Source organism: Micromonospora sp. B006 (assembly GCF_003408515.1).
GTDB classification, from domain to species: domain Bacteria; phylum Actinomycetota; class Actinomycetes; order Mycobacteriales; family Micromonosporaceae; genus Micromonospora; species Micromonospora echinospora_A.
The window spans coordinates 3,488,768-3,505,810 of the sequence record NZ_CP030865.1 but is presented as its reverse complement, the minus strand read 5'-3'; the positions used below and the strand labels follow the sequence as shown (position 1 = coordinate 3,505,810).

The window sequence follows — 17,043 nt, the reverse complement described above, 5'->3', positions numbered from 1 at the left end:
TTGACCCACCGATGATCACCCAGCCGTGAACGCACTCCTGCGATCGTTGGCCGCAACCCGTTACTGTGCGTGCCGCTCTAACGCCTTGCGCCGAGCCTTCCTTCACTACAATCGCCGTTGTAGCGGCCGTGCTCCACGCGGAGTAAGTAGATCGCGTAGTGATCCGTTGATGATCGGATGTCGGCGACCGTTTCAGTACGGGCGCGTCTAATTGGTTGCGCCAGCCAACGTCGGGCAGGGCTCAACCCCGATCCTGGTGTTCGACGCCTGGGAGCACGCCTACTACCTGCAGTACCGCAACGTCCGCCCGGACTACGTGGACCGGCTGTGGAACCTGGTCAACTGGACCGACGTCATCTCCCGCTTCGACGCCGCCCGCGCCGCCACCCCGAAGATCTGATCGGGATGACCGGGTACACCCCCGAGGCGGCCGAGATCGTCCAACGCGCCGCCGGGGTCATCGCGGCCAAGCATCGCGGTGACCTCGCGGGCGCGGAGGAACTGATGTCGGCGTTCGGCTCCGAGCAGTCCCGCACCCTCGGCTTCTACCTCCTGGCCGATCTCGCTCTGGGCCTGGTCAAGGCGCAGAGCCGCCAGTCGATGGACGACCTGGTCCGGGAGCTGTCCTTACTCTTGGCCAACACCGTCCAGTCCCAACCGGCATGACGGTCCGCTGGGTTCCGCCCGGAGGCGGAACCCAGCGGGCAACCGCAGCGTCACCGCCGAGCTCGGGCAGGCCCGATGCGGCGGATGAACCGTCCCGGATCTTGTAGAGCCGTCTCCACATAACCCGGGGCGGCTCAGGCCCAGCGAACCTGGCTCAGAGAGTGTTGGGATACCTCGACGTAATCTTCGTTAAGTGTGTGTCAGCGAAGATCGCGTCTGTGTGGCTGTGCCTGTAAACCGGGCCTACGAGTTGTCGCGGCAGAACATGCCCCGCCCGCGGCGGCAACAGGTGACAGTATTCCAGGATGATTGATGTTCGACGCCGTGCGCCCAATCAGACTTGAGGATTAGCCGTCGTCGGTTCCACTGCTGCCATCAGAACGCGCCGCGATGCGGATAACCCTGTCTAGTGCCCGGTCGCCGGTGAGGAGAACGGCACACACGACGGCGATCGTCCCTGGGATGAAGACGAGCAGGTCATCGATCTTCTCCCACGCAACGGGACTCCATAAGGCGATCCATGTCAGCACGAGCGCGAGAGCTGTCGTCGATTCACCGACCAAGCTCACGATGCTGGCGAAGGTCGCACCTCGGCGGCTTCGCCGAATGGCACTCCTGGACAGGTGGAAGTCGATACCGAAGGCTATCAGCAGCAAGGCGAAGACGGAGAGGAGCATTCCTAGATCGCCGCCGGACAGCTCACGCATGTGCTCCACTATGCTGCGCCATCGGTCTGATTTCCTGAGTTCATGGCGATTGTCCGTACTGGTTATCAGGAGCGTGAACGCGGCAGGGCTGCTCTGCTGCCAGTGTTGACGTCAGCGACGGCATGTCAGATGGCTGTTTCCAGACCGGTGTGGCGTGGCCTTGACCGCGGTCAGGGTGCCGTGTCGGCTCCACCTGGAACTGACCCCCGCGGCTCAGGGTGGGTTCCGGGGCGGATTGGAGCGGTCGTCGCGGGCCCGCCGCGCCGCTGTTCGAGGGTTGCTGGCCTGGTTCCGAACGTTGCGGAAGTCGGGGCCGCCGGCCGCGCGCATCTCCGGCGCGACGGGACGTTAGGTCGCGCGAAGAACAGGTATACGGGGCGCATGACGACCGGTGGTGGCGCGGGGACGGCGGGGGGCGGGGGTCGGCCGGCCGCGCCGCCCAACATCCTGTTCATCCTGGCCGACGACCTCGGCTGGGGCGACCTGGGCTGCTACGGCTCCACGGCGATCCGCACGCCCCACCTCGATCGGCTGGCCGCGGAGGGCCTCCTGTTCCGGCACGGCTACGCCGGCTCGCCGTGGTGCTCGTCGACCCGCATCGGGCTGTACACCGGGCGCTACCCCACCCGCCTGCCGGCCGGCCTGGAGGAGCCGCTGACCACGCACCGGGAGGGCAACGGGATCCCCGCCGAGCATCCGACGCTGTCGTCGTTGCTGCTGGCGACGGGGTACGAGACGGCGATGTTCGGCAAGTGGCACTGCGGATGGCTGCCGTGGTACAGCCCGCTGCGCATCGGCTTCCAGACCTTCTACGGCAACTTCGACGGGGCGGTCGACTACTTCGAGCACGTCAACACGATCGGCGAGGCCGACCTCTACGAGGGGGAGACGCCGGTGGAGGAGGCGGGCTACTACACCTCGTTGATCTCCGACCGTGCGGCGGAGTTCGTCGCCGCCGACCGTGCCGGCCCGTTCTACGTGCAGCTCAACTACACCGCGCCGCACTGGCCCTGGGAGGGCCCGGACGACCGCGACGTCGGCACGGAGATCCGGCGCAGGTTCGACGGGCAGCGGGGACCGACGCCGCTGATCCACCCCGACGGGGGCTCGCTGGCGAAGTACGCCGAACTCGTGGAAGAGCTGGACGCGGGCGTCGGCCGGGTCCTCGCGGCGCTGGCCGAGGCGGGCCGCGCCGACGACACCATCGTCGTCTTCACCTCCGACAACGGCGGTGAACGGTGGTCGAAGAACTGGCCGTTCGTGGGGGAGAAGGGTGACCTCACCGAGGGCGGCATCCGGGTGCCGCTGATCCTGCGGTGGCCGGCGGCCGTGCCCGGCGGTCAGGTCACCGACCACCCGGTCCACACCCTCGACCTGACCGCCACGCTGATCGACGCCGGCGGGACGGCCCCGGACGAGCGGTACCCGCTGGACGGGGTCGACCTGTTGCCGTGGCTTGTCGACGGGGCCGACTTCCCCGAGCACGACCTGTTCTGGCGCACCTCCAACCAGGGCGCGCTCCGCCGTGGCCCGTTCAAGTACCTCTACGACCGCCGCGACCGGTCGGTGCTCGGCAACTGGCCGCGCCGGCCCGGCCCCTACCACCTCCTGTACGACGTGACGGTGGACGGCCGGGAGCAGGCGGACGTCGCCGGCCACCACCCGGACCTGCTGGACGACCTGCGCGACACCTGGACGCGGATCGACGCCGAGCTGCTGCCGTTCCCGCCGGAACATCCGGGCGTGCCGGAACCGACAGCGGCCGAGCACAGCGAGCCGGACTAGGGGCTAACTGGACGATGCGTACCGTACTCACCACCGTGGCGGATCTGGCGGTTCTGCTGTTCGCCGTGACCTCGATGCTCTCGGTCGGTCTCACCCACTCCGCCCGGCAGATCCTGGGCCCACTGCGGGACCTGTGGGCCGTGGCTCGAGCCCTGCTCGCCAACTTCGTGCTGGTCCCGCTCCTCGCGCTCGGCATCGTGCGGATCTGGCCGCTCGACCGCCCGCTCGAGGCCGGGCTGATCCTGGTCGCGATGTCGGCCGGCGCGCCGTTCCTGATCAAGCTGAGCGAGGTGGCCCGGTCGGACGTGGCACTCAGCGCCACGCTGCTGGTGCTGCTGCTGCCCGTCACCGTCCTGTACGCCCCGATCGCCGTACCCCGGGTCCTGCCCGAGGCCGAGGTCTCCGCCGGTGCCCTCGCGGTGCCCCTGGTCCTGACCATGCTCCTTCCGCTCGCCGCCGGCCTGCTGCTCAACTCCCGGTGGCCGGACCCGGCGCGGCGGTGGGGACCTGTGGCCCGCCGTGTCTCCACCCTCGCCCTGGTGCTGATCGTCCTGGCAACCACGCTGGCCAACATCCCGACGATCGTCACTCTGTTCGCGGAGGGGGCGATCGTTCCGGCCATGCTGGTGGTGGCGGGCGCGTTCGTGATCGGCTACCTGCTGGGCGGCCGGGACCGCGACGCACGTGCCGTGCTTGGGCTCGGCACCTCGCAGCGGAACATCGCGGCGGCGACGGTGATGGCGACACAGGGCTTCGTGGACAACGACACGGTGGTCATGGTGATCGTGACCTCGCTGACGGGTTTCGCGCTGCTCTTTCCGGTCGCGGCGGTGCTGCGAAGGCGCGAACGCGTCCCGGCCGCTTGAACCGGCTAGCTCGGTCGCCGCGTCAGTCCAACGCTATGCGTACGACCTGGACGTTCTTCTCGACGGTGACGTCGAGGATGCGAGGCCCGGTGTCGCGTGGAATCACGCTGATGCTTCCGTCGCGTTCGAGGTAGGCGAGCCGGACGCGCGACAGATCCGGCTCGCTTCCCGTTCCGCGAAGGGCCTCGTCGAGGTCCCGCCAGGAGACGTGGCCGTCCCGCATCGCGACGCGGTCGGCTCGACCGTCCTTCACGAGCAGGACCGGATGGCCCTTGACGAGTGGGCCGAACCAGTCGAAGTGATAGGCGAGGGTCGCCATGAGCCGGTGCAGCATGATGAGCACGAGGCCGGCAAGCCAGACCGCGAACAGCCCGAGCGTGTTCGTGATGGCGCGGCTCATGACTGAGCCGAACATGATCGCCGCAGCCAGGTCGAACGCCGTAGCCCGGCCGAACAGCCGCTTGTGTCCGAGCCGAACGATGGCTACCGCCACTACGAAGGTCAACAGCGCCCGAAGCGCCATCTGGCCGGGGTTGAGCTGGTCCGCGTCGACGCCGAGCAGGGACTTCAGCAGGTTCATCGTCTGCTCGGCCACTCGTGGTCCCACTCGATTCGGCAATAGGTAGGTCCTTCGGAGCGTACCGGCCCTAGCCCCACTAATGTGGTGAAAAGATGCCTGCCAGGCTCAGCGGCGATCAAAGCCGACGGTAACGGCCGGCTATGGCGGCAAGTAGGCGCGTCCCCAGATCGACGTCGAGCAGCGCGGCCAGCTCGTACGCGGCGTCGGCCCACTCCGGGACGTTCCGGTCCGCAATGCCTCTCGTCTGAGGGTCCTGCACGCGAACGCCCTGAGCGGGCTGAAACCTTGACGGCCCGCTCGATCGAACGGTAGAGGATCGCCGGCGCACCCTCTGGCCCACAGGACCCGCCAGCAAGGCCACCTGGCCTAGTACTCCAGCCGCACCTGGTGAAGTTGGAGTCTTCGCTGGTAGTGGGCTGTTCTGGCGCGGTACTGGTGTCGTCGTCGCCATCGTGACCATCGATGGATGTAGTCGAACGGTCGGGTGCTGGTCTGGCTCGTCGATTCGCTCGCATGGTGCTCGACTCGGCCCGTCGCCGGGCCGTCCGTCAGGCGGGGCAGCCGGACGAGGGTCCAGTCCAGGGCGCTGGCCCGCCATACGGCGAGCTCGGCGGGCTTGTCCGCGACGAGTGGGCCGCCGAGCTTGTTGATCAACCAGCTGATGACCTTGTCGCGGCGGGACTTGCGGTCACCCGGCACGTCGACACCGGCGCCACTGATGCCGACGAAGCGGTTCACGCCGGCGTCCCGCATGACGTCAACCAGTGCTCTCGCGGCGTCGGTGTGCAGATCGGCCTCCTTGTCGGTCGGCCCGAGCGCGGAGATGACCACGTCGCAGCCGTCGACGAGCCGCCGGAGTGCCTCGACGTCGCGCACGTCCCCGCGAATCACCCGCGCGTCGGCGTCGTCGGCGGCGCGGCCGAGCCTGCCAGGATCCCGAACCAGAACTGTGACCCGGTGGCCGCGATCGGTGAGGACGTCCAGCACCAGCCGGTTGGTGCGTCCGGTGCCGCCGATGAGGGCGATGTTCATGACGGGCTCCTGGTTGTCCAGTGGTGGCGCTCACGGTGCGCGAACGGCGGGCGGATGCGCCGACGCCGCGGCAGCCGCGACGTCGGCCGCCCGAAGGTGCCGCACCACCACCGATCCCACAGTGCCGGTAGCACCGGTCACGAGAATCCGATCCATCGCGCACCTCCTCGGTCCAACGTGTGTATCGCACACACATGTCCTCTCGTCCGGCTGAAGACCCGGATCTCGTAGCGGTCGACGAGGCGCTGCTCCGGCTGCGCCGTTTCTTCCGGACACCGGCGGCCGTCGAGCACGACAATCGATCCGTCGACCTGTCCACTCTGCTGGTGGTCACGGCGATCGCAGCGGAGCCGGCCGGAGAGGCATCCGTCGGTCAGATCGCCACCGCGTTGGAGGTTGCACCTTCGACTGCCAGTCGCCTGGTCGGTCGCGCCGAGACCTGCGGCGTGGTGGTGCGGTTGGCGGGTCGGGTCGACGCCCGGCAGAGTCTGGTGCGCCTCACCCCCGACGGCGTCGCCCTGCACGAGCGGGCCCGGACGTTCCGGCACGCCCGTCTGCGTGCGGCGACGGCAGGCTTCACGACCGAGGAGAAGCACCAGTTCGCCCGTCTGCTGACCAGATTCGCCGCCGGAGCGGGCAGTTGAGGCGCGAAGCGGTCAATCTGTGAACTCGTGAGGCGCCGCCGGTGGGGGAACTCCGCTTTGATGCTTATGGCAGGTTTTGTACATCAGCTGATCGGTTGATTCTTGCTGCCGTGTCGTCTATGGTTCGTTCACCATCGGTGCTTGGGGGCGCCAGTTCGCACGAAGGCGGGGAAGGGCAGCATGACCACGATGACCATGGCATCGACCGCGACCGAGGTGCAGCGCGCGCCGCAGACCGGTGAGGAGTCCCGTGCCAGCGAGCTGATCGCGGCGCTCGCCGCGCTGCCCGCCGACCACCCGCAGCGGGCCGCCCTGCGCAACCAGGTCATCGAGGCGTGGCTGCCGCTGGCGAACCACCTGGCCGCCCGCTACAGCGGACGCGGCGAGCCTGCCGGCGACCTGGCCCAGACCGCGGCGCTCGGCCTGATCAAGGCCGTCGACCGGTTCGACGCCTCGCGCGGCGTCGACTTCGCCGGCTTCGCCATCCCGACCATCCTCGGCGAGATCAAGCGGCACTTCCGCGACCGCACCTGGAACATCCGGGTTCCGCGTCGCCTCCAGGAGCTGCGGCTGCGCATCTCCGAGGCCAACAGCACGCTGACCCAGACGCTCAACCGGGCCCCGACCGTCGCCGACATCGCCGCCCACCTCGACGTCACCGAGGAAGAGGTGCTGGAGGGCCTGGAGGGCGCCCGCGCGTACAACGCGGTCTCGCTGTCCACCCCGATCGGCGACGGCGACAGCGCCACCGAGCTGGGCGACACGCTCGGCACCGAGGACAACGAGTACGAGCTGGCCGACCTGCGCGCCTCCCTGGGCCCGGCGCTGGCCACGCTCGACGAGCGCGAGCAGAAGATCCTCACGCTGCGCTTCTACGGCAACCTGACCCAGAGCGAGATCGCCGCCCGGGTCGGTGTCTCCCAGATGCACGTGTCCCGGCTGCTCGCCCGCGCCCTGACCAAGCTGCGCGGCCAGCTCACCGAGGTCTGAGCAGAGCAGTGTGGGCTGCGCCCGCGCCCTTCACCGATCAGGGCCGATCGGCGCGGCGTCCGCCCCGGCGGGCCAGGTCAGGTAGAGCAGGGCCGTGTCATCGCTGTGCCGGCCGTCGTCGCTGCGTCTGATCTTGTCGAGCAGGGCGGTGAGAAAGTCGCCCGGTTCCGTGACGGTGCTCAGCGTGGCGGCGAGTTCTATGAAGCGTTCCTCGCCGAGGCGGGTTCCGTCCTCGCTGAACCCCTCGTAGACGCCGTCGGTGTACAGCAGCAGACCTGCGCCCGCCGGGAGCGTGACGACCGACTCCTGCCAGCGACCTCGCCCGGGGAAGATGCCCAGCCCGAGATGGTGGCGGATCGGCGCGGGGTCGGCCGAGCCGGGCGTGATCACCAGTGGCGCGGGGTGACCGGCGCTCACGATGATCACCTGCGAGCGGTCTGGGACGACGCGGATGGTGCAGGCGGTCGCGAACATCGACTCACGTGGCCGCTCGGCGACGAGCACCTGTTCCAGCAGCCGCATCCGGGCGGCCTTCTCCACCCCGGCCAGGGTGAGGGTGCGCCACCCGACGCGTAGGCCGACGCCGATGGCTGCCTCATCCGGACCGTTGCCGCAGACGTCACCGATGACGGCGTGGAGCGTGTGATCCTCGTCCTGCACCAGGTCGAAGAAGTCACCGCCGAGCAGTGACCGTCCCCGTCCCGGCACGTATCTGCTGACGACCGCCAGCGCGGGGTCGGTGACCAGTGGCGTAGGGAGCAGGCCGCGTTGCAGCCGCGTGTTCTCGCTGGCCTGCATCCGGCTGTCGCGTAGCTGCCGCTCCGTCACCACGGCCCGTCGGCGCTGAATGGCGTACTGGATCGTGCGGCCCAGGGGCGCGCCGTCGATGTGACCCTTGACCAGGTAGTCCTGTGCTCCGGCGGCGACAGCCGCCGTTCTGGTGGCCGCGTCGTCCAGGCCGGTGAGCACCACCACTGCCGCGTCCGGCCATCGGTGCAGCACCCGGCCGAGCGCCTCCAGCCCCTGGCAGTCGGGCAGGTGCAGGTCGAGCAGCACGCAGTCCGGCGTCGTCGGCGCGGCCGCGGCCTCTTTCAGGCTGCTCGCCTGGGTGAACCGGTTGCTGATTCCGCTGTCGCTCAGCAGCTCCCGGGTGAGCAACGCATCACCGGGGTCATCCTCGATGAGAAGGACCGCCGGCTCCGCGGTTGTCGGCGACGACGCCGGATTCGCCAGCCCCGACGGCATGCCGGTGGGCGGCACCGTCGGCAGGTCGGCGTCACTGATCACGACAGATCCTCTCTCCGGCCGCGACCGTCACGCGGACGGTGACGCCGACACGATGCACCATCCACCTGTTGTGTAAACCTGTCGATTATCACCTGCCCGCACGAGCCGGGTAGGACAGCGTCGCCTCGCCCGCCCGTGGGGCGCCTCTCCAGGCCACGGGCCCGCCGGGACGAGTCATCGGTGCGGCCGGTGGCGGTGCGGTGCCGGCCAGGTGAGGCAGGCCGGGCCTCGCGGTGAGGGGCGGTCAGGCGGACCGGTCGAGGGAGATCTCCGCCCAGACCACTTTTGCCGGGCTCGCCGTGCGGGGTGGTTCTCGTGCCCCAGTTGCGCGCCATCGCGTCGACGATCAGCAGGCCACGACCGCCGATGCGGTGCGGGTCCGGCTCGAAGCGACGCAGTGGTCGATCGGAGTCGTCGAAAACCTCGATCCGGATCGCGTCCGACTGCGGGTCAACTCGACCCTGCCCCCGGCACCGGTGTGCCTGATGACGTTGTGCACGAGTTCCGTGATGACGGTGAGCGCGTCGTCGGTGACGTGCGTGGCCTGCCAGCCGACGAGGACCTCCCGGACGGCCCGGCGGACCGGCGCGCTGTCCGCACCACCGCCGAAGGGCATCCGCACTGAGTCCATGCCGATCACCTACCCGCTCGACCGAACCCGTACCGTAGTCGATCACCCTCGCTGAGGTGAACCATCTTATGGGGTGTCGTAACTGGTGCCGGCGCGACGCGGCAGGACGCCGGGGCGTAACGCAGGACGTGGAGATGCGCCGCTGTCGGCCTACGACTGCGCGGCCCGGATGTGGTGACGGCCCATCGGTAGCATCAGCGGCTTGCCGGAGACCGGATCGGGATGACCTGGCTGTCCAGGCCGAAGACGGCGCGGACGCAGTCCTCGGTCAGCACATCGGTCGGCGCACCTGCTGCGTGCAGGCCACCGTCGGCGAGGGCGATGAGGTGATCTGCGTAGCGGGCCGCCATGTTCAGATCGTGCAGGACCATCACGATCGTGGTGCCGCGAGTGAGGTTCAGGTCGGTGAGCAGGTCCAACACCTCGACCTGGTGGCTGACGTCGAGAAAGGTGGTCGGCTCGTCGAGTAGCAGCAGCTCGGTCTGCTGGGCCAGCGCCATGGCGATCCACACCCGTTGACGCTGCCCCCCGGAGAGCTCGTCGATCGACCGGTCGGCCAGGTCGGCGATGTGGGTGGCGTCGAGGGCGGCGGCCACCGCCCGGTCGTCGTCCCTGCCCCATCGTGACAGCAGGCGTTGGTGCGGGTTGCGGCCCCGGCCGACCAGGTCGGCCACGGTGATGCCCTCGGGCGCGATCGGTGACTGGGGGAGCAGGCCGAGCGTTCGGGCAGCTCCTTGGCCGGCATCCTGTGTACTTCGCGGCCGTCCAGCATGACGTGGCCGGTTCGCGGGGCGAGTAGCCGCGACATCGACCGCAGCAGCGTCGATTCCCCGCACGCGTTGGCACCGACGATCGCGGTGATCCGGCCGGGCGGGACGAGCAGATCGAGTGATTCGATGACGACGCGGCCGCCCTAGCCGACGGTCAGTTTCTCGACCGTCAGTGAATGGTCGGTGGTCACAGCGAGCCTCCCGCGCGGTTCGTGCGGACGAGCAGATAGATGAGGTACGGGGCGCCGAGAACGCCGGTGATCACACCCACCGGCGCGAGACGCCGAAGCGTTCGGCGACCTCCGTCACGGACAGGCCAGCTTCAACTTCCAGCACTGCGCGATAGCGCTGCCCGGTCACACTCAACTCCACCAGCACTCGGCGGAGTGTCACCCATCAAGTGAAGCCACTGTGCAACGCATCAACCGGAGTCGGACAGACGTGCCGACGTGCCGACGTGCCGACGACGTGCCAACGATGTCCCGACAACGATGTCCCGACGAGGCTGTTCAAAGTTTCTGTACGTCTTCAAGGCGGCCCGCAACGGGCCGCACGCGCCGCCGCCTGGGCGCGCGCCGGCCGCTGCCGCTGTCGCTCTGCGGCCGTCACGCCTGACGCCCGGCGGCTGGCGCGGACAGCGGGGAGCCCCGGAGCCGCCACAGACGGGATAGCGGGGAGAGTGGTGGAGGTTCTCGCCGGCAGCCGGCCGCGCCGCGCCTGAGCAGCGCGGCGAAGGGAGGGCGCGTCGGGTCCGCGCGGCAAGCTCCAAGCTTGGGGGCGGTGTCCGCGCGAAGGCATGTCGGTCGTCCAGGAGCCGGCTTCGCAGCCGTGCAGGGTCAGGTCAACTGCTCACCTGGGAGGGGGAGGGGTGGCCGCTGGTGGTCAGCTCCGACCCCGGAAGCCGGGTCCGTGCCGGGCAAGGTTGGGTCAACTGCGCCACTGTGGCGATGTCCGCCGGGGGCGCGGTCCGTGACACGAGAGCCGACTCAGTCTGTTCCGACAGCGTCCGTACGCGCGTCAAGGCCCGCTTGACGTGGCGGGCCGGGCGGCGGCCCGCTCCCCAGGAGGGGCGGGTCGATGGCAGACAGGGATGGCTCATTCATCCTTCTCGGCCTCTCGTTCGACATGCGCAAATTTACACCCTTCCTGCTGGCTTGCCTGCCGCGTTTTGGTGGTTTCTGAACGGGTAGGCCGTGGCGGCTCGCCAGCGAGGTCAGGAGGAGCACATGGCGATTAATACGACGCGTGACCTGTTCATATATGAGCTAGGCATACTAGGTGAAATGGAGATATCCGGGCGGCGGGTTCTCGACTTCTTGGCCCATCGAGTTAGTGACGATCTCGGGCAGATCGTACGGCGCAAGCAACAGGAATGTGTGCAGTGGAATCACAACATCAACTCCTGCGCCAAGGCATTCGGCACCTCCCCGCTTTCAACCCGGTCCGACACTGTTGAAGGCATGTATGGGCGATTTGAAAGCTTCGTACGCACAAACCCCTCAGTCGACCTCGTTGATCAATTCGCAGTCGATACTCTGATTCGGTTCCTATACCTCACCATTGCGGCACACAAGACCCTTTTTGATTGGGCGATTATTATGGGTGAGGCCCAGTGTGTGCAGTATCTACACGCCAACCTCGTCCAGAAGCAGGAGAGTGCGGCTGAAATTGAACGGTACGGCCACGAATTGGGCGTACGACTCCTAACCCCCGTCGCTCGGCCCGCGTGAGCTTACGTCGGGCACCACAGGGGCTACCAGCCTCCGGAGACAGGGAGGCTGGAAGGTCTGCAGCCGTCCGATGAGGAGGTCATCCTCTCGCTCTTGCCTGTGATCATCCTGTCCACATGCCGGCTAGGCGGGGACGCCGGCCAGCCAGTTTTAGGCCAGCCGAGGGCCGTGCTCAGGAATGAGTCCTCAGATACCCGCAATCGTCCGACGCGCGGCGGCATTTCGGCATTGAATGGCTCGCATGGAAGGTGCTGGTGCGGCCAGGGGTTTGGGGGTGAGGGTCCTCCGGGGGGAGTGGAGCAAGCAGGAAGCGAGTTTTGTCGAACTCTTTTTCGATCTTGTGCTGGTCTTTGCTCTCAACCGGGTGGTGGCTACCAGCACGTCGCAGCTGGCGTCTTCCCCCTCTAGTGCAGGGCGGTGGGCGAGCCTACTGCAGGCACTGCTGCTGATCCTGCCGCTGATGTGGGTCTGGTCAATGACGGCTTACAGCACGGCGCGCTTCGAGCCCCGCCGCCTGGCGGTGCAGGTCATGGTGCTGGTGACAGCCTTCGGTGTGTTGCTCCTGGGCGTCGTCACGCCGAAGGCGTTCGGCGGCAGTGCGTGGATGTTCGCCGGCGTCTACGTCGCGCTCCAGGCCGGCCGGGCGCTGGTGGTTGCTGTGGCGTTGCGGTCACATTGGTTACAGCGCCTCTATTGGGGAATCCTGGTTTGGTTCTGCGTGTCCGCCGTGGCGTGGCTGCTCGGTGCCGTCGCCCACGATGCGGCCAGGATGCTGCTTTGGTCGCTCGCGATCGTCATCGAGTACGGATCGGCGCGGCTGGGCTGGTGGGTGCCGTGGCAAAAGCCAGAGCGCATCTTGGCTTGGGAGGCCGCTGCCGGGCATCTCGCTGATCGGTATCAACAGTTGGTGCTGATTGCGCTCGGGGAGACGATCCTCGCGGTCGGGATCGCCTACACCGAGGCGTCCGGGAGCCGGCGCTTTCCGCAGACGTTTGGGCTGGTGATCGCGTTCATCACCGCTGTGCTGCTGTGGCGTATCTACTTCTACAGGGCGGGCGAGGTGTTCGGATCGGCGGTCAAGTCGGCGGCCAATCCCGCCAGGCTGGGCCGAGTAGCCGGCAGCGCTCATCTGCTCATGATCCTCGGGGTTGCCGCCGCCGCCATCGGCAATGAACTGGTGCAGAAGCACCCCACCGGCCACACGTTCAAGTCTTGGCTTGCGTTGATGCTCGGCGGCCCGGCTCTGTTCGTGGCGGGCCGCACGCTGCTGGAGTGGGTGGTCTTCTCCCGCGTGTCCCGGCCCCGGCTGCTCGGCATTGCTGCCCTGCTGCTGCTCGCCGTGCCGCTGGCCTTCGCCCCGCCGCTGGTGGTGGTCACCGTAGTGGCCGTGGTGCTGCTCGCGATCGCCGTCGCCGACGCACGCCGGGCAGCCGGGAAGCCTGCTGAGGCACCCACGCCGCCGGGCTGACCATGGGCGGCAGACTGAGGATCGCCATACTTCGTAAACAAGGCTGGCTGGCAAGGCTGAAGCGTCAGCAGGAAGTCAGCAGAAGCGGTAACACCCGTTGATAAGCCCTGACAGAGAACGACGGGCGCTGAGTGGAAGTCGACTAGCCTTGGTGCTTTTCGATGACGCTCAACGCCCGTTACCCGCCTGTGTTCCGCCGTGATCGTGGCTGAGCTTCGAGGTGCCACCCACTCCCGCCTTGCGGGCGGGTTGGTTGAACGGGCGCTGGCAAACCCACAAAGCGACGCGCTGCCTGAAACGCCGCCTCGCGGACGTCGTCTGCCGCACCATGATCCGTGACACGGAGACCTCTGTTGCCAACGCCTTGATGCAGAGAGGTGCCGTTACAGATCTTGAAAGGTCAGGTTGGATTCCGCGCGGTCGGGGCGTTCGGTAGGGTCGCTACTGTGAGTGGTGAGCCTCCGGTGCGGGTCGGGTTGCGGGTCGAGGACGTGGGCGCGGCTGCGTCGTTTTACGAAGGCTTCGGTTTCGTACCGGTCGGAACCGTGCCGGGTCGGGATGGCAAGGTGCTGATGGCTATCCTGCGCCGGGGTCCATTGCAGCTGCTGGTCGATGCGTTAGTGGGCATGCCGTTTCCCGACAGTGCGCGGGAGCGTCAGACGTTGGCAGGGCCGCGCGGTCTGGGCATGGTCATCGGCATCGAGGTAGAAGACGTTGATGAGATGGCCCGGAGTTGCCGCATCGCGGGCTGCGTGATCGGGGCTGGCCCACTGGATGCTGCGTGGGGCGAGCGGTACGTCGAGGTCGAGGACCCATACGGGTATGCCTGGAAGTTCTTTCATGTGCTGCCCGGTGTGCGAGACGACGGGCTGCAGGCGGCGGCTGACGCTTGGCTTGATGCTGGCAATGACGAGTCGGTAGGCCGTTCAAGCTAGGGCCAGTGCGACAAGAGGGTCAGGCCGGTGTGGGTGAGGAAGCCGTCGAGTAAATCAGGTCGGTATTGAATGCGTTTGAGCCGGTTGCGGATGATCGCCAGGAGGTGGTTGACGCCGCGGACGGCGAGTTTGCCGATGCTGCGTTTGAGGTGGGACCACACCTGCTCGGTGGGGTTGAGGTCGGGGGCGTAGGCGGGCAGGCGGATCACGGTCAGCCAATCTCGGGCGGCGATCATCTGCCGCATGGCGGCGCTGATGTGAGTGTTGAGATTGTCCCAGACGAGCACGATCGGCCCGTGCAGTTGCTGGTGGGCGGCGTCGAGCAGGCTGATGTAGTCCCGTTCGCCGAAGCTGCGTCGTTCTTCTTGCGGCCGCGATGGGTGATCGTGCGGTAGATCAGCCGAGGACGCTGGCCGGGTTTGTAGCAGGCCAGGCCAGCGATCGAGACTCGTCCGGATCCCTTGCCCGACACCGGGATCTGCGGTGTTTCACCGCGTCGGCCCCAGGTGCGAGCCTTCGGTGGGCGCAGCGTCTGACCGGCCTCGTCCTCGAAGCAGATCCACGCGTCGCGCTGCGCCGCTACCCGTTTTCCCGCCGGCCACACCTCCCGCCGCCACGTCGCGACCGCGGCCTCGTCGCGATCGACGGGCCGATGCGACGGGACCTGCACCGACCAGCCGATGCCGTGCAGCAGATACGACGTGCCGCGCAGCGTGTAGCGGGTGCGGAACATCCGGGCGATCAGGTCGAGGTCCGGCTGAGGCAGCTGTTCGACAAACTCGCCCGTCATGGTCGGCTGTTGGTGGTGGTCGACCAGCCGGCCTCGATCGGCGCCCTGCCGGTCGCGGTGGCCAGGGCATGTGGTCATCAGGTGGCCTACCTGCCCGGGCTGGCGATGCGTCGCATCGCTGACCTGCACCCGGGCACGGCGAAGACCGACGCCCGTGACGCCTGCGTCATCGCCGACGCCGCCCGCACCCTGCCCCACACACTGCGCCGAGTCGACGTCGGTGACGAAGCCCTGGCCGAGCTGGAGGTTCTGGTCGGCTTCGACGACGATCTCGCTGGTGAAGCCACCCGCGTGTCCAACCGCATCCGGGGACTGCTCACCCAGATCCACCCTGCCCTGGAACGCGTCCTCGGCCCGAGAGCCCACCACAAGGCGGTCCTGGAATTGCTGTCGCGCTGCGGCGGACCTGCAGGGCTTCGCAAGGCCGGCCGCCGCAAACTGCTGTCCATCGCCGCCGTCCACGCACCCCGCATGGGTGAACGCCTAGCCCGTGTTTCAAAGGCTCGGAGGTACTGGTTAATGGCGGCGATGGTCAGGGTGGCTTCGTAGCGCACGGCGAGTTTGTCGTAGCGGGTGGCCATGGCGCGGTGTTGTTTGAGCTGGTTGATGCCGCACTCCACGGCGTGGCGTTGGCGGTAGGTCTCCGGGTTGAAGACGGGTGGCCGGCCGCCGCGGGAGCCTTTGGCCCGGCGATGGGCGTCTTGGTCGGTCTTGCTCGGGATACAGGCCCTGATTCCCCGGCGGCGCAGATAGGCACGGTTGGCCTGGACGTGTAGGCCCGGTCCGCCAGAACCTGCTGCGGTCGAGTCCGGGGCCGGCCGGGACCGCAGCGGGTAACTCGGATGCGGTCGAGGACTGTGGTGAACTGCGGGCTGTCACCGCGGTGCCCGGCCGTGACGACGGTGGCCAGAACCTCGCGGCCCTGTTCGCAGGCTAGGTGAGTCTTGGTGGTCCACCCGCCCCGCGAACGGCCCAGCGCATGATCGGCGGGCTCGGCGTAGATCCCGCCCGGTGGTTCTTTCTGCTGGTCGCCGTCACGACGGGCACCGGCGGCGTGTTGATGGGCGCGGCTGATCGTGGAGTCGACGCTGACGGTCCAGTCGATCCGCCCGGCCGCATCGGCGGCAGCTTGCAGCCCGGCCAGGATCCGGGCCCAGGTGCCATCACGCTGCCACCGGCGGAACCACCGATACAGCGTCTGCCACGGGGCGTAGTTCGCGGGCACGTCACGCCATGGCGCACCGGTACGTACCCGCCACCGTATGCCGTCGATGATCTGTCGCCTGGTCCACTTGCACGGCCTTCCCCACGACGACTCCGCAGGCAGCAACGGGCACAGGCGCTGCCACTGGATGTCGCTCAGGTCATGCCGCGCCGCCGCCGCTAGGCTGGCCACGAGGTCTCCGGTATTCAGGTTTGCTTGGTCGCTAATCCACTTACCGGAGACCTCTTCAGTTATCGATCACCGCCACGCCGTGACCTCACCCGGCCAACGCGACTTACGAAACGCGCCCTAGTCGAGCAGATCATGACCGCCCTCGACGAGCAGACCGTCACCGTTCCCGGCACCAGCGCAGCAGAGACGATCCTGCCTCGCCTGGCTGACAGCCTCCGCGACACCCTGCGGCAACGCGACCAGGTCGCCGGCGAGGTTGAGAGGATGCTTGATGCGCACCCTCTCGCCCCGGTCCTGACCTCGATGCCCGGCATCGGCGTCAGGACCGCGGCCCGGATCCTGCTCGAAGTCGGCGACGGCACCGCCTTCGCCACCCCCGGCCACCTCGCCGCCTACGCCGGGCTCGCCCCCGTCACCCGACGATCCGGCAGCAGCATCCGCGGCGAACACCCACCCCGAGGCGGCAACAAGAACCTCAAACGGGCGTTCTTCCTTGCCGCGTTCGCCGCCCTGACCGACCCCACCAGCCGCGCCTACTACGACCGCAAAAGAGCCGAGGGCAAGCGCCACAACGCCGCCCTTATCTGCCTCGCCCGACGCCGCTGCGACGTCCTGTTCGCCATGCTCCGCGACAAAATCCCCTACCAACCCCGCCCAGCCACGCCGATCGCCGCTTGACGAAACCCATAGGGACACCCCCCCCCGCGCGGACAACCCACCTCCATCGGAATACCTCATCACCCCGGCCTACAACGATCATCGGCGA

15 protein-coding genes and 6 pseudogenes are annotated in these 17,043 nt (G+C 68.0%); 12 read left to right on the top strand and 9 right to left on the bottom strand.

Going from position 1 to position 17,043, the window contains the following annotated elements; translation table 11 throughout:
* Nucleotides 1-238: 238 nt before the first annotated feature.
* Both MicB006_RS15625 and MicB006_RS15620 read left to right on the top strand, forming a co-directional pair.
* Nucleotides 239-400: pseudogene (locus MicB006_RS15625) on the top strand (Fe-Mn family superoxide dismutase); the annotation flags it as partial.
* Nucleotides 401-405: 5 nt separating this feature from the next.
* Nucleotides 406-666, top strand: coding sequence for a hypothetical protein (locus MicB006_RS15620; protein WP_030275063.1), 261 nt, complete (start codon nt 406-408; stop codon nt 664-666).
* Nucleotides 667-1,013: 347 nt separating this feature from the next.
* On the opposite strand, the gene MicB006_RS15615 is transcribed toward MicB006_RS15620, so the two are convergent.
* Nucleotides 1,014-1,373, bottom strand: a complete 360-nt coding sequence (locus tag MicB006_RS15615; RefSeq protein ID WP_192900244.1) for a hypothetical protein — start codon at nt 1,371-1,373, stop codon at nt 1,014-1,016.
* Nucleotides 1,374-1,754: 381 nt separating this feature from the next.
* Between MicB006_RS15615 and MicB006_RS15610 the strand changes: the two genes are divergently transcribed.
* Together MicB006_RS15610 and MicB006_RS15605 are read left to right on the top strand one after the other, a co-directional pair.
* Entirely contained in the window at nt 1,755-3,158 is a 1,404-nt protein-coding gene (locus MicB006_RS15610) for a sulfatase (protein WP_116507039.1), read from the top strand.
* A gap of 14 nt (nt 3,159-3,172) precedes the next feature.
* Nucleotides 3,173-4,024: a bile acid:sodium symporter family protein gene (locus MicB006_RS15605; protein ID WP_116507037.1), complete on the top strand. Its 852-nt coding sequence runs from the start codon at nt 3,173-3,175 to the stop codon at nt 4,022-4,024.
* A gap of 22 nt (nt 4,025-4,046) precedes the next feature.
* On the opposite strand, the gene MicB006_RS15600 is transcribed toward MicB006_RS15605, so the two are convergent.
* Together MicB006_RS15600 and MicB006_RS15595 are read right to left on the bottom strand one after the other, a co-directional pair.
* Nucleotides 4,047-4,619: a DUF421 domain-containing protein gene (locus tag MicB006_RS15600; protein WP_052166233.1), complete on the bottom strand. Its 573-nt coding sequence runs from the start codon at nt 4,617-4,619 to the stop codon at nt 4,047-4,049.
* Nucleotides 4,620-4,970: 351 nt separating this feature from the next.
* Nucleotides 4,971-5,636 (bottom strand): NAD(P)-dependent oxidoreductase, encoded by a 666-nt coding sequence (locus MicB006_RS15595; RefSeq protein ID WP_052166232.1) that lies wholly within the window; start codon nt 5,634-5,636, stop codon nt 4,971-4,973.
* 194 nt (nt 5,637-5,830) lie between these two features.
* Between MicB006_RS15595 and MicB006_RS15590 the strand changes: the two genes are divergently transcribed.
* Together MicB006_RS15590 and MicB006_RS15585 are read left to right on the top strand one after the other, a co-directional pair.
* Nucleotides 5,831-6,280 (top strand): MarR family winged helix-turn-helix transcriptional regulator, encoded by a 450-nt coding sequence (locus tag MicB006_RS15590; protein ID WP_052166231.1) that lies wholly within the window; start codon nt 5,831-5,833, stop codon nt 6,278-6,280.
* Nucleotides 6,281-6,460: 180 nt separating this feature from the next.
* Nucleotides 6,461-7,270, top strand: coding sequence for a SigB/SigF/SigG family RNA polymerase sigma factor (locus MicB006_RS15585; RefSeq protein ID WP_116507035.1), 810 nt, complete (start codon nt 6,461-6,463; stop codon nt 7,268-7,270).
* A 30-nt stretch (nt 7,271-7,300) separates the two neighbouring features.
* On the opposite strand, the gene MicB006_RS15580 is transcribed toward MicB006_RS15585, so the two are convergent.
* Complete coding sequence (locus MicB006_RS15580; RefSeq protein WP_225980776.1) at nt 7,301-8,557, bottom strand: PP2C family protein-serine/threonine phosphatase; 1,257 nt, start codon at nt 8,555-8,557, stop codon at nt 7,301-7,303.
* Between the two features lie 233 nt (nt 8,558-8,790).
* Between MicB006_RS15580 and MicB006_RS31645 the strand changes: the two genes are divergently transcribed.
* Entirely contained in the window at nt 8,791-9,243 is a 453-nt protein-coding gene (locus MicB006_RS31645) for a hypothetical protein (RefSeq protein WP_152037844.1), read from the top strand.
* Nucleotides 9,244-9,338: 95 nt separating this feature from the next.
* On the opposite strand, the pseudogene MicB006_RS15570 reads toward MicB006_RS31645, so the two are convergent.
* Nucleotides 9,339-10,086: pseudogene (locus MicB006_RS15570) on the bottom strand (ABC transporter ATP-binding protein).
* 136 nt (nt 10,087-10,222) lie between these two features.
* Nucleotides 10,223-10,333, bottom strand: a pseudogene (locus MicB006_RS15565) (helix-turn-helix domain-containing protein); the annotation flags it as partial.
* 851 nt (nt 10,334-11,184) lie between these two features.
* Here MicB006_RS15565 and MicB006_RS32785 point away from each other — a divergent pair.
* The 3 genes from MicB006_RS32785 (at nt 11,185) to MicB006_RS15550 (ending at nt 14,091) form a co-directional block, all read left to right on the top strand.
* Nucleotides 11,185-11,688, top strand: coding sequence for a DUF892 family protein (locus MicB006_RS32785; protein ID WP_116507033.1), 504 nt, complete (start codon nt 11,185-11,187; stop codon nt 11,686-11,688).
* Between the two features lie 274 nt (nt 11,689-11,962).
* On the top strand, nt 11,963-13,156 hold the full coding sequence (locus MicB006_RS15555) for a low temperature requirement protein A (protein WP_161565931.1): 1,194 nt from the start codon (nt 11,963-11,965) through the stop codon (nt 13,154-13,156).
* 446 nt (nt 13,157-13,602) lie between these two features.
* Nucleotides 13,603-14,091, top strand: coding sequence for a glyoxalase/bleomycin resistance/extradiol dioxygenase family protein (locus MicB006_RS15550; RefSeq protein WP_116511459.1), 489 nt, complete (start codon nt 13,603-13,605; stop codon nt 14,089-14,091).
* On the opposite strand, the gene MicB006_RS15545 is transcribed toward MicB006_RS15550, so the two are convergent.
* Both MicB006_RS15545 and MicB006_RS32345 read right to left on the bottom strand, forming a co-directional pair.
* Complete coding sequence (locus MicB006_RS15545; RefSeq protein WP_255419526.1) at nt 14,088-14,378, bottom strand: transposase; 291 nt, start codon at nt 14,376-14,378, stop codon at nt 14,088-14,090. The genes MicB006_RS15550 and MicB006_RS15545 overlap by 4 nt on opposite strands.
* A complete protein-coding gene (locus MicB006_RS32345; RefSeq protein ID WP_370013457.1) occupies nt 14,324-14,881 on the bottom strand; it encodes a winged helix-turn-helix domain-containing protein in 558 nt (185 codons plus the stop codon). Before MicB006_RS32345 ends, MicB006_RS15545 begins: the two co-directional genes overlap by 55 nt.
* On the opposite strand from MicB006_RS32345, the pseudogene MicB006_RS15535 reads away from it, so the two are divergent.
* Nucleotides 14,777-15,367 (top strand): annotated as a pseudogene (locus MicB006_RS15535) (IS110 family transposase); the annotation flags it as partial. The gene MicB006_RS32345 and the pseudogene MicB006_RS15535 overlap by 105 nt on opposite strands.
* A gap of 20 nt (nt 15,368-15,387) precedes the next feature.
* Here the strand turns inward: MicB006_RS15535 and MicB006_RS15530 are convergent.
* Nucleotides 15,388-16,277: pseudogene (locus MicB006_RS15530) on the bottom strand (IS5 family transposase); the annotation flags it as partial.
* A 99-nt stretch (nt 16,278-16,376) separates the two neighbouring features.
* On the opposite strand from MicB006_RS15530, the pseudogene MicB006_RS15525 reads away from it, so the two are divergent.
* A pseudogene (locus tag MicB006_RS15525) lies at nt 16,377-16,955 on the top strand (transposase); the annotation flags it as partial.
* Between the last annotated feature and the right edge of the window lie 88 nt (nt 16,956-17,043).

Excerpts from the sequence above, each read along its gene's own strand:
- MicB006_RS15620 (WP_030275063.1), top strand. The coding sequence starts at position 406 with ATGACCGGGTACACCCCCGAGGCGGCCGAGATCGTCCAACGCGCCGCC.
- MicB006_RS15615 (WP_192900244.1), bottom strand. The coding sequence starts at position 1,373 with ATGCGTGAGCTGTCCGGCGGCGATCTAGGAATGCTCCTCTCCGTCTTC.
- MicB006_RS15610 (WP_116507039.1), top strand. The coding sequence starts at position 1,755 with ATGACGACCGGTGGTGGCGCGGGGACGGCGGGGGGCGGGGGTCGGCCG.
- MicB006_RS15605 (WP_116507037.1), top strand. The coding sequence starts at position 3,173 with ATGCGTACCGTACTCACCACCGTGGCGGATCTGGCGGTTCTGCTGTTC.
- MicB006_RS15595 (WP_052166232.1), bottom strand. The coding sequence starts at position 5,636 with ATGAACATCGCCCTCATCGGCGGCACCGGACGCACCAACCGGCTGGTG.
- MicB006_RS15590 (WP_052166231.1), top strand. The coding sequence starts at position 5,831 with ATGTCCTCTCGTCCGGCTGAAGACCCGGATCTCGTAGCGGTCGACGAG.
- MicB006_RS15585 (WP_116507035.1), top strand. The coding sequence starts at position 6,461 with ATGACCACGATGACCATGGCATCGACCGCGACCGAGGTGCAGCGCGCG.
- MicB006_RS32785 (WP_116507033.1), top strand. The coding sequence starts at position 11,185 with ATGGCGATTAATACGACGCGTGACCTGTTCATATATGAGCTAGGCATA.
- MicB006_RS32345 (WP_370013457.1), bottom strand. The coding sequence starts at position 14,881 with ATGACGGGCGAGTTTGTCGAACAGCTGCCTCAGCCGGACCTCGACCTG.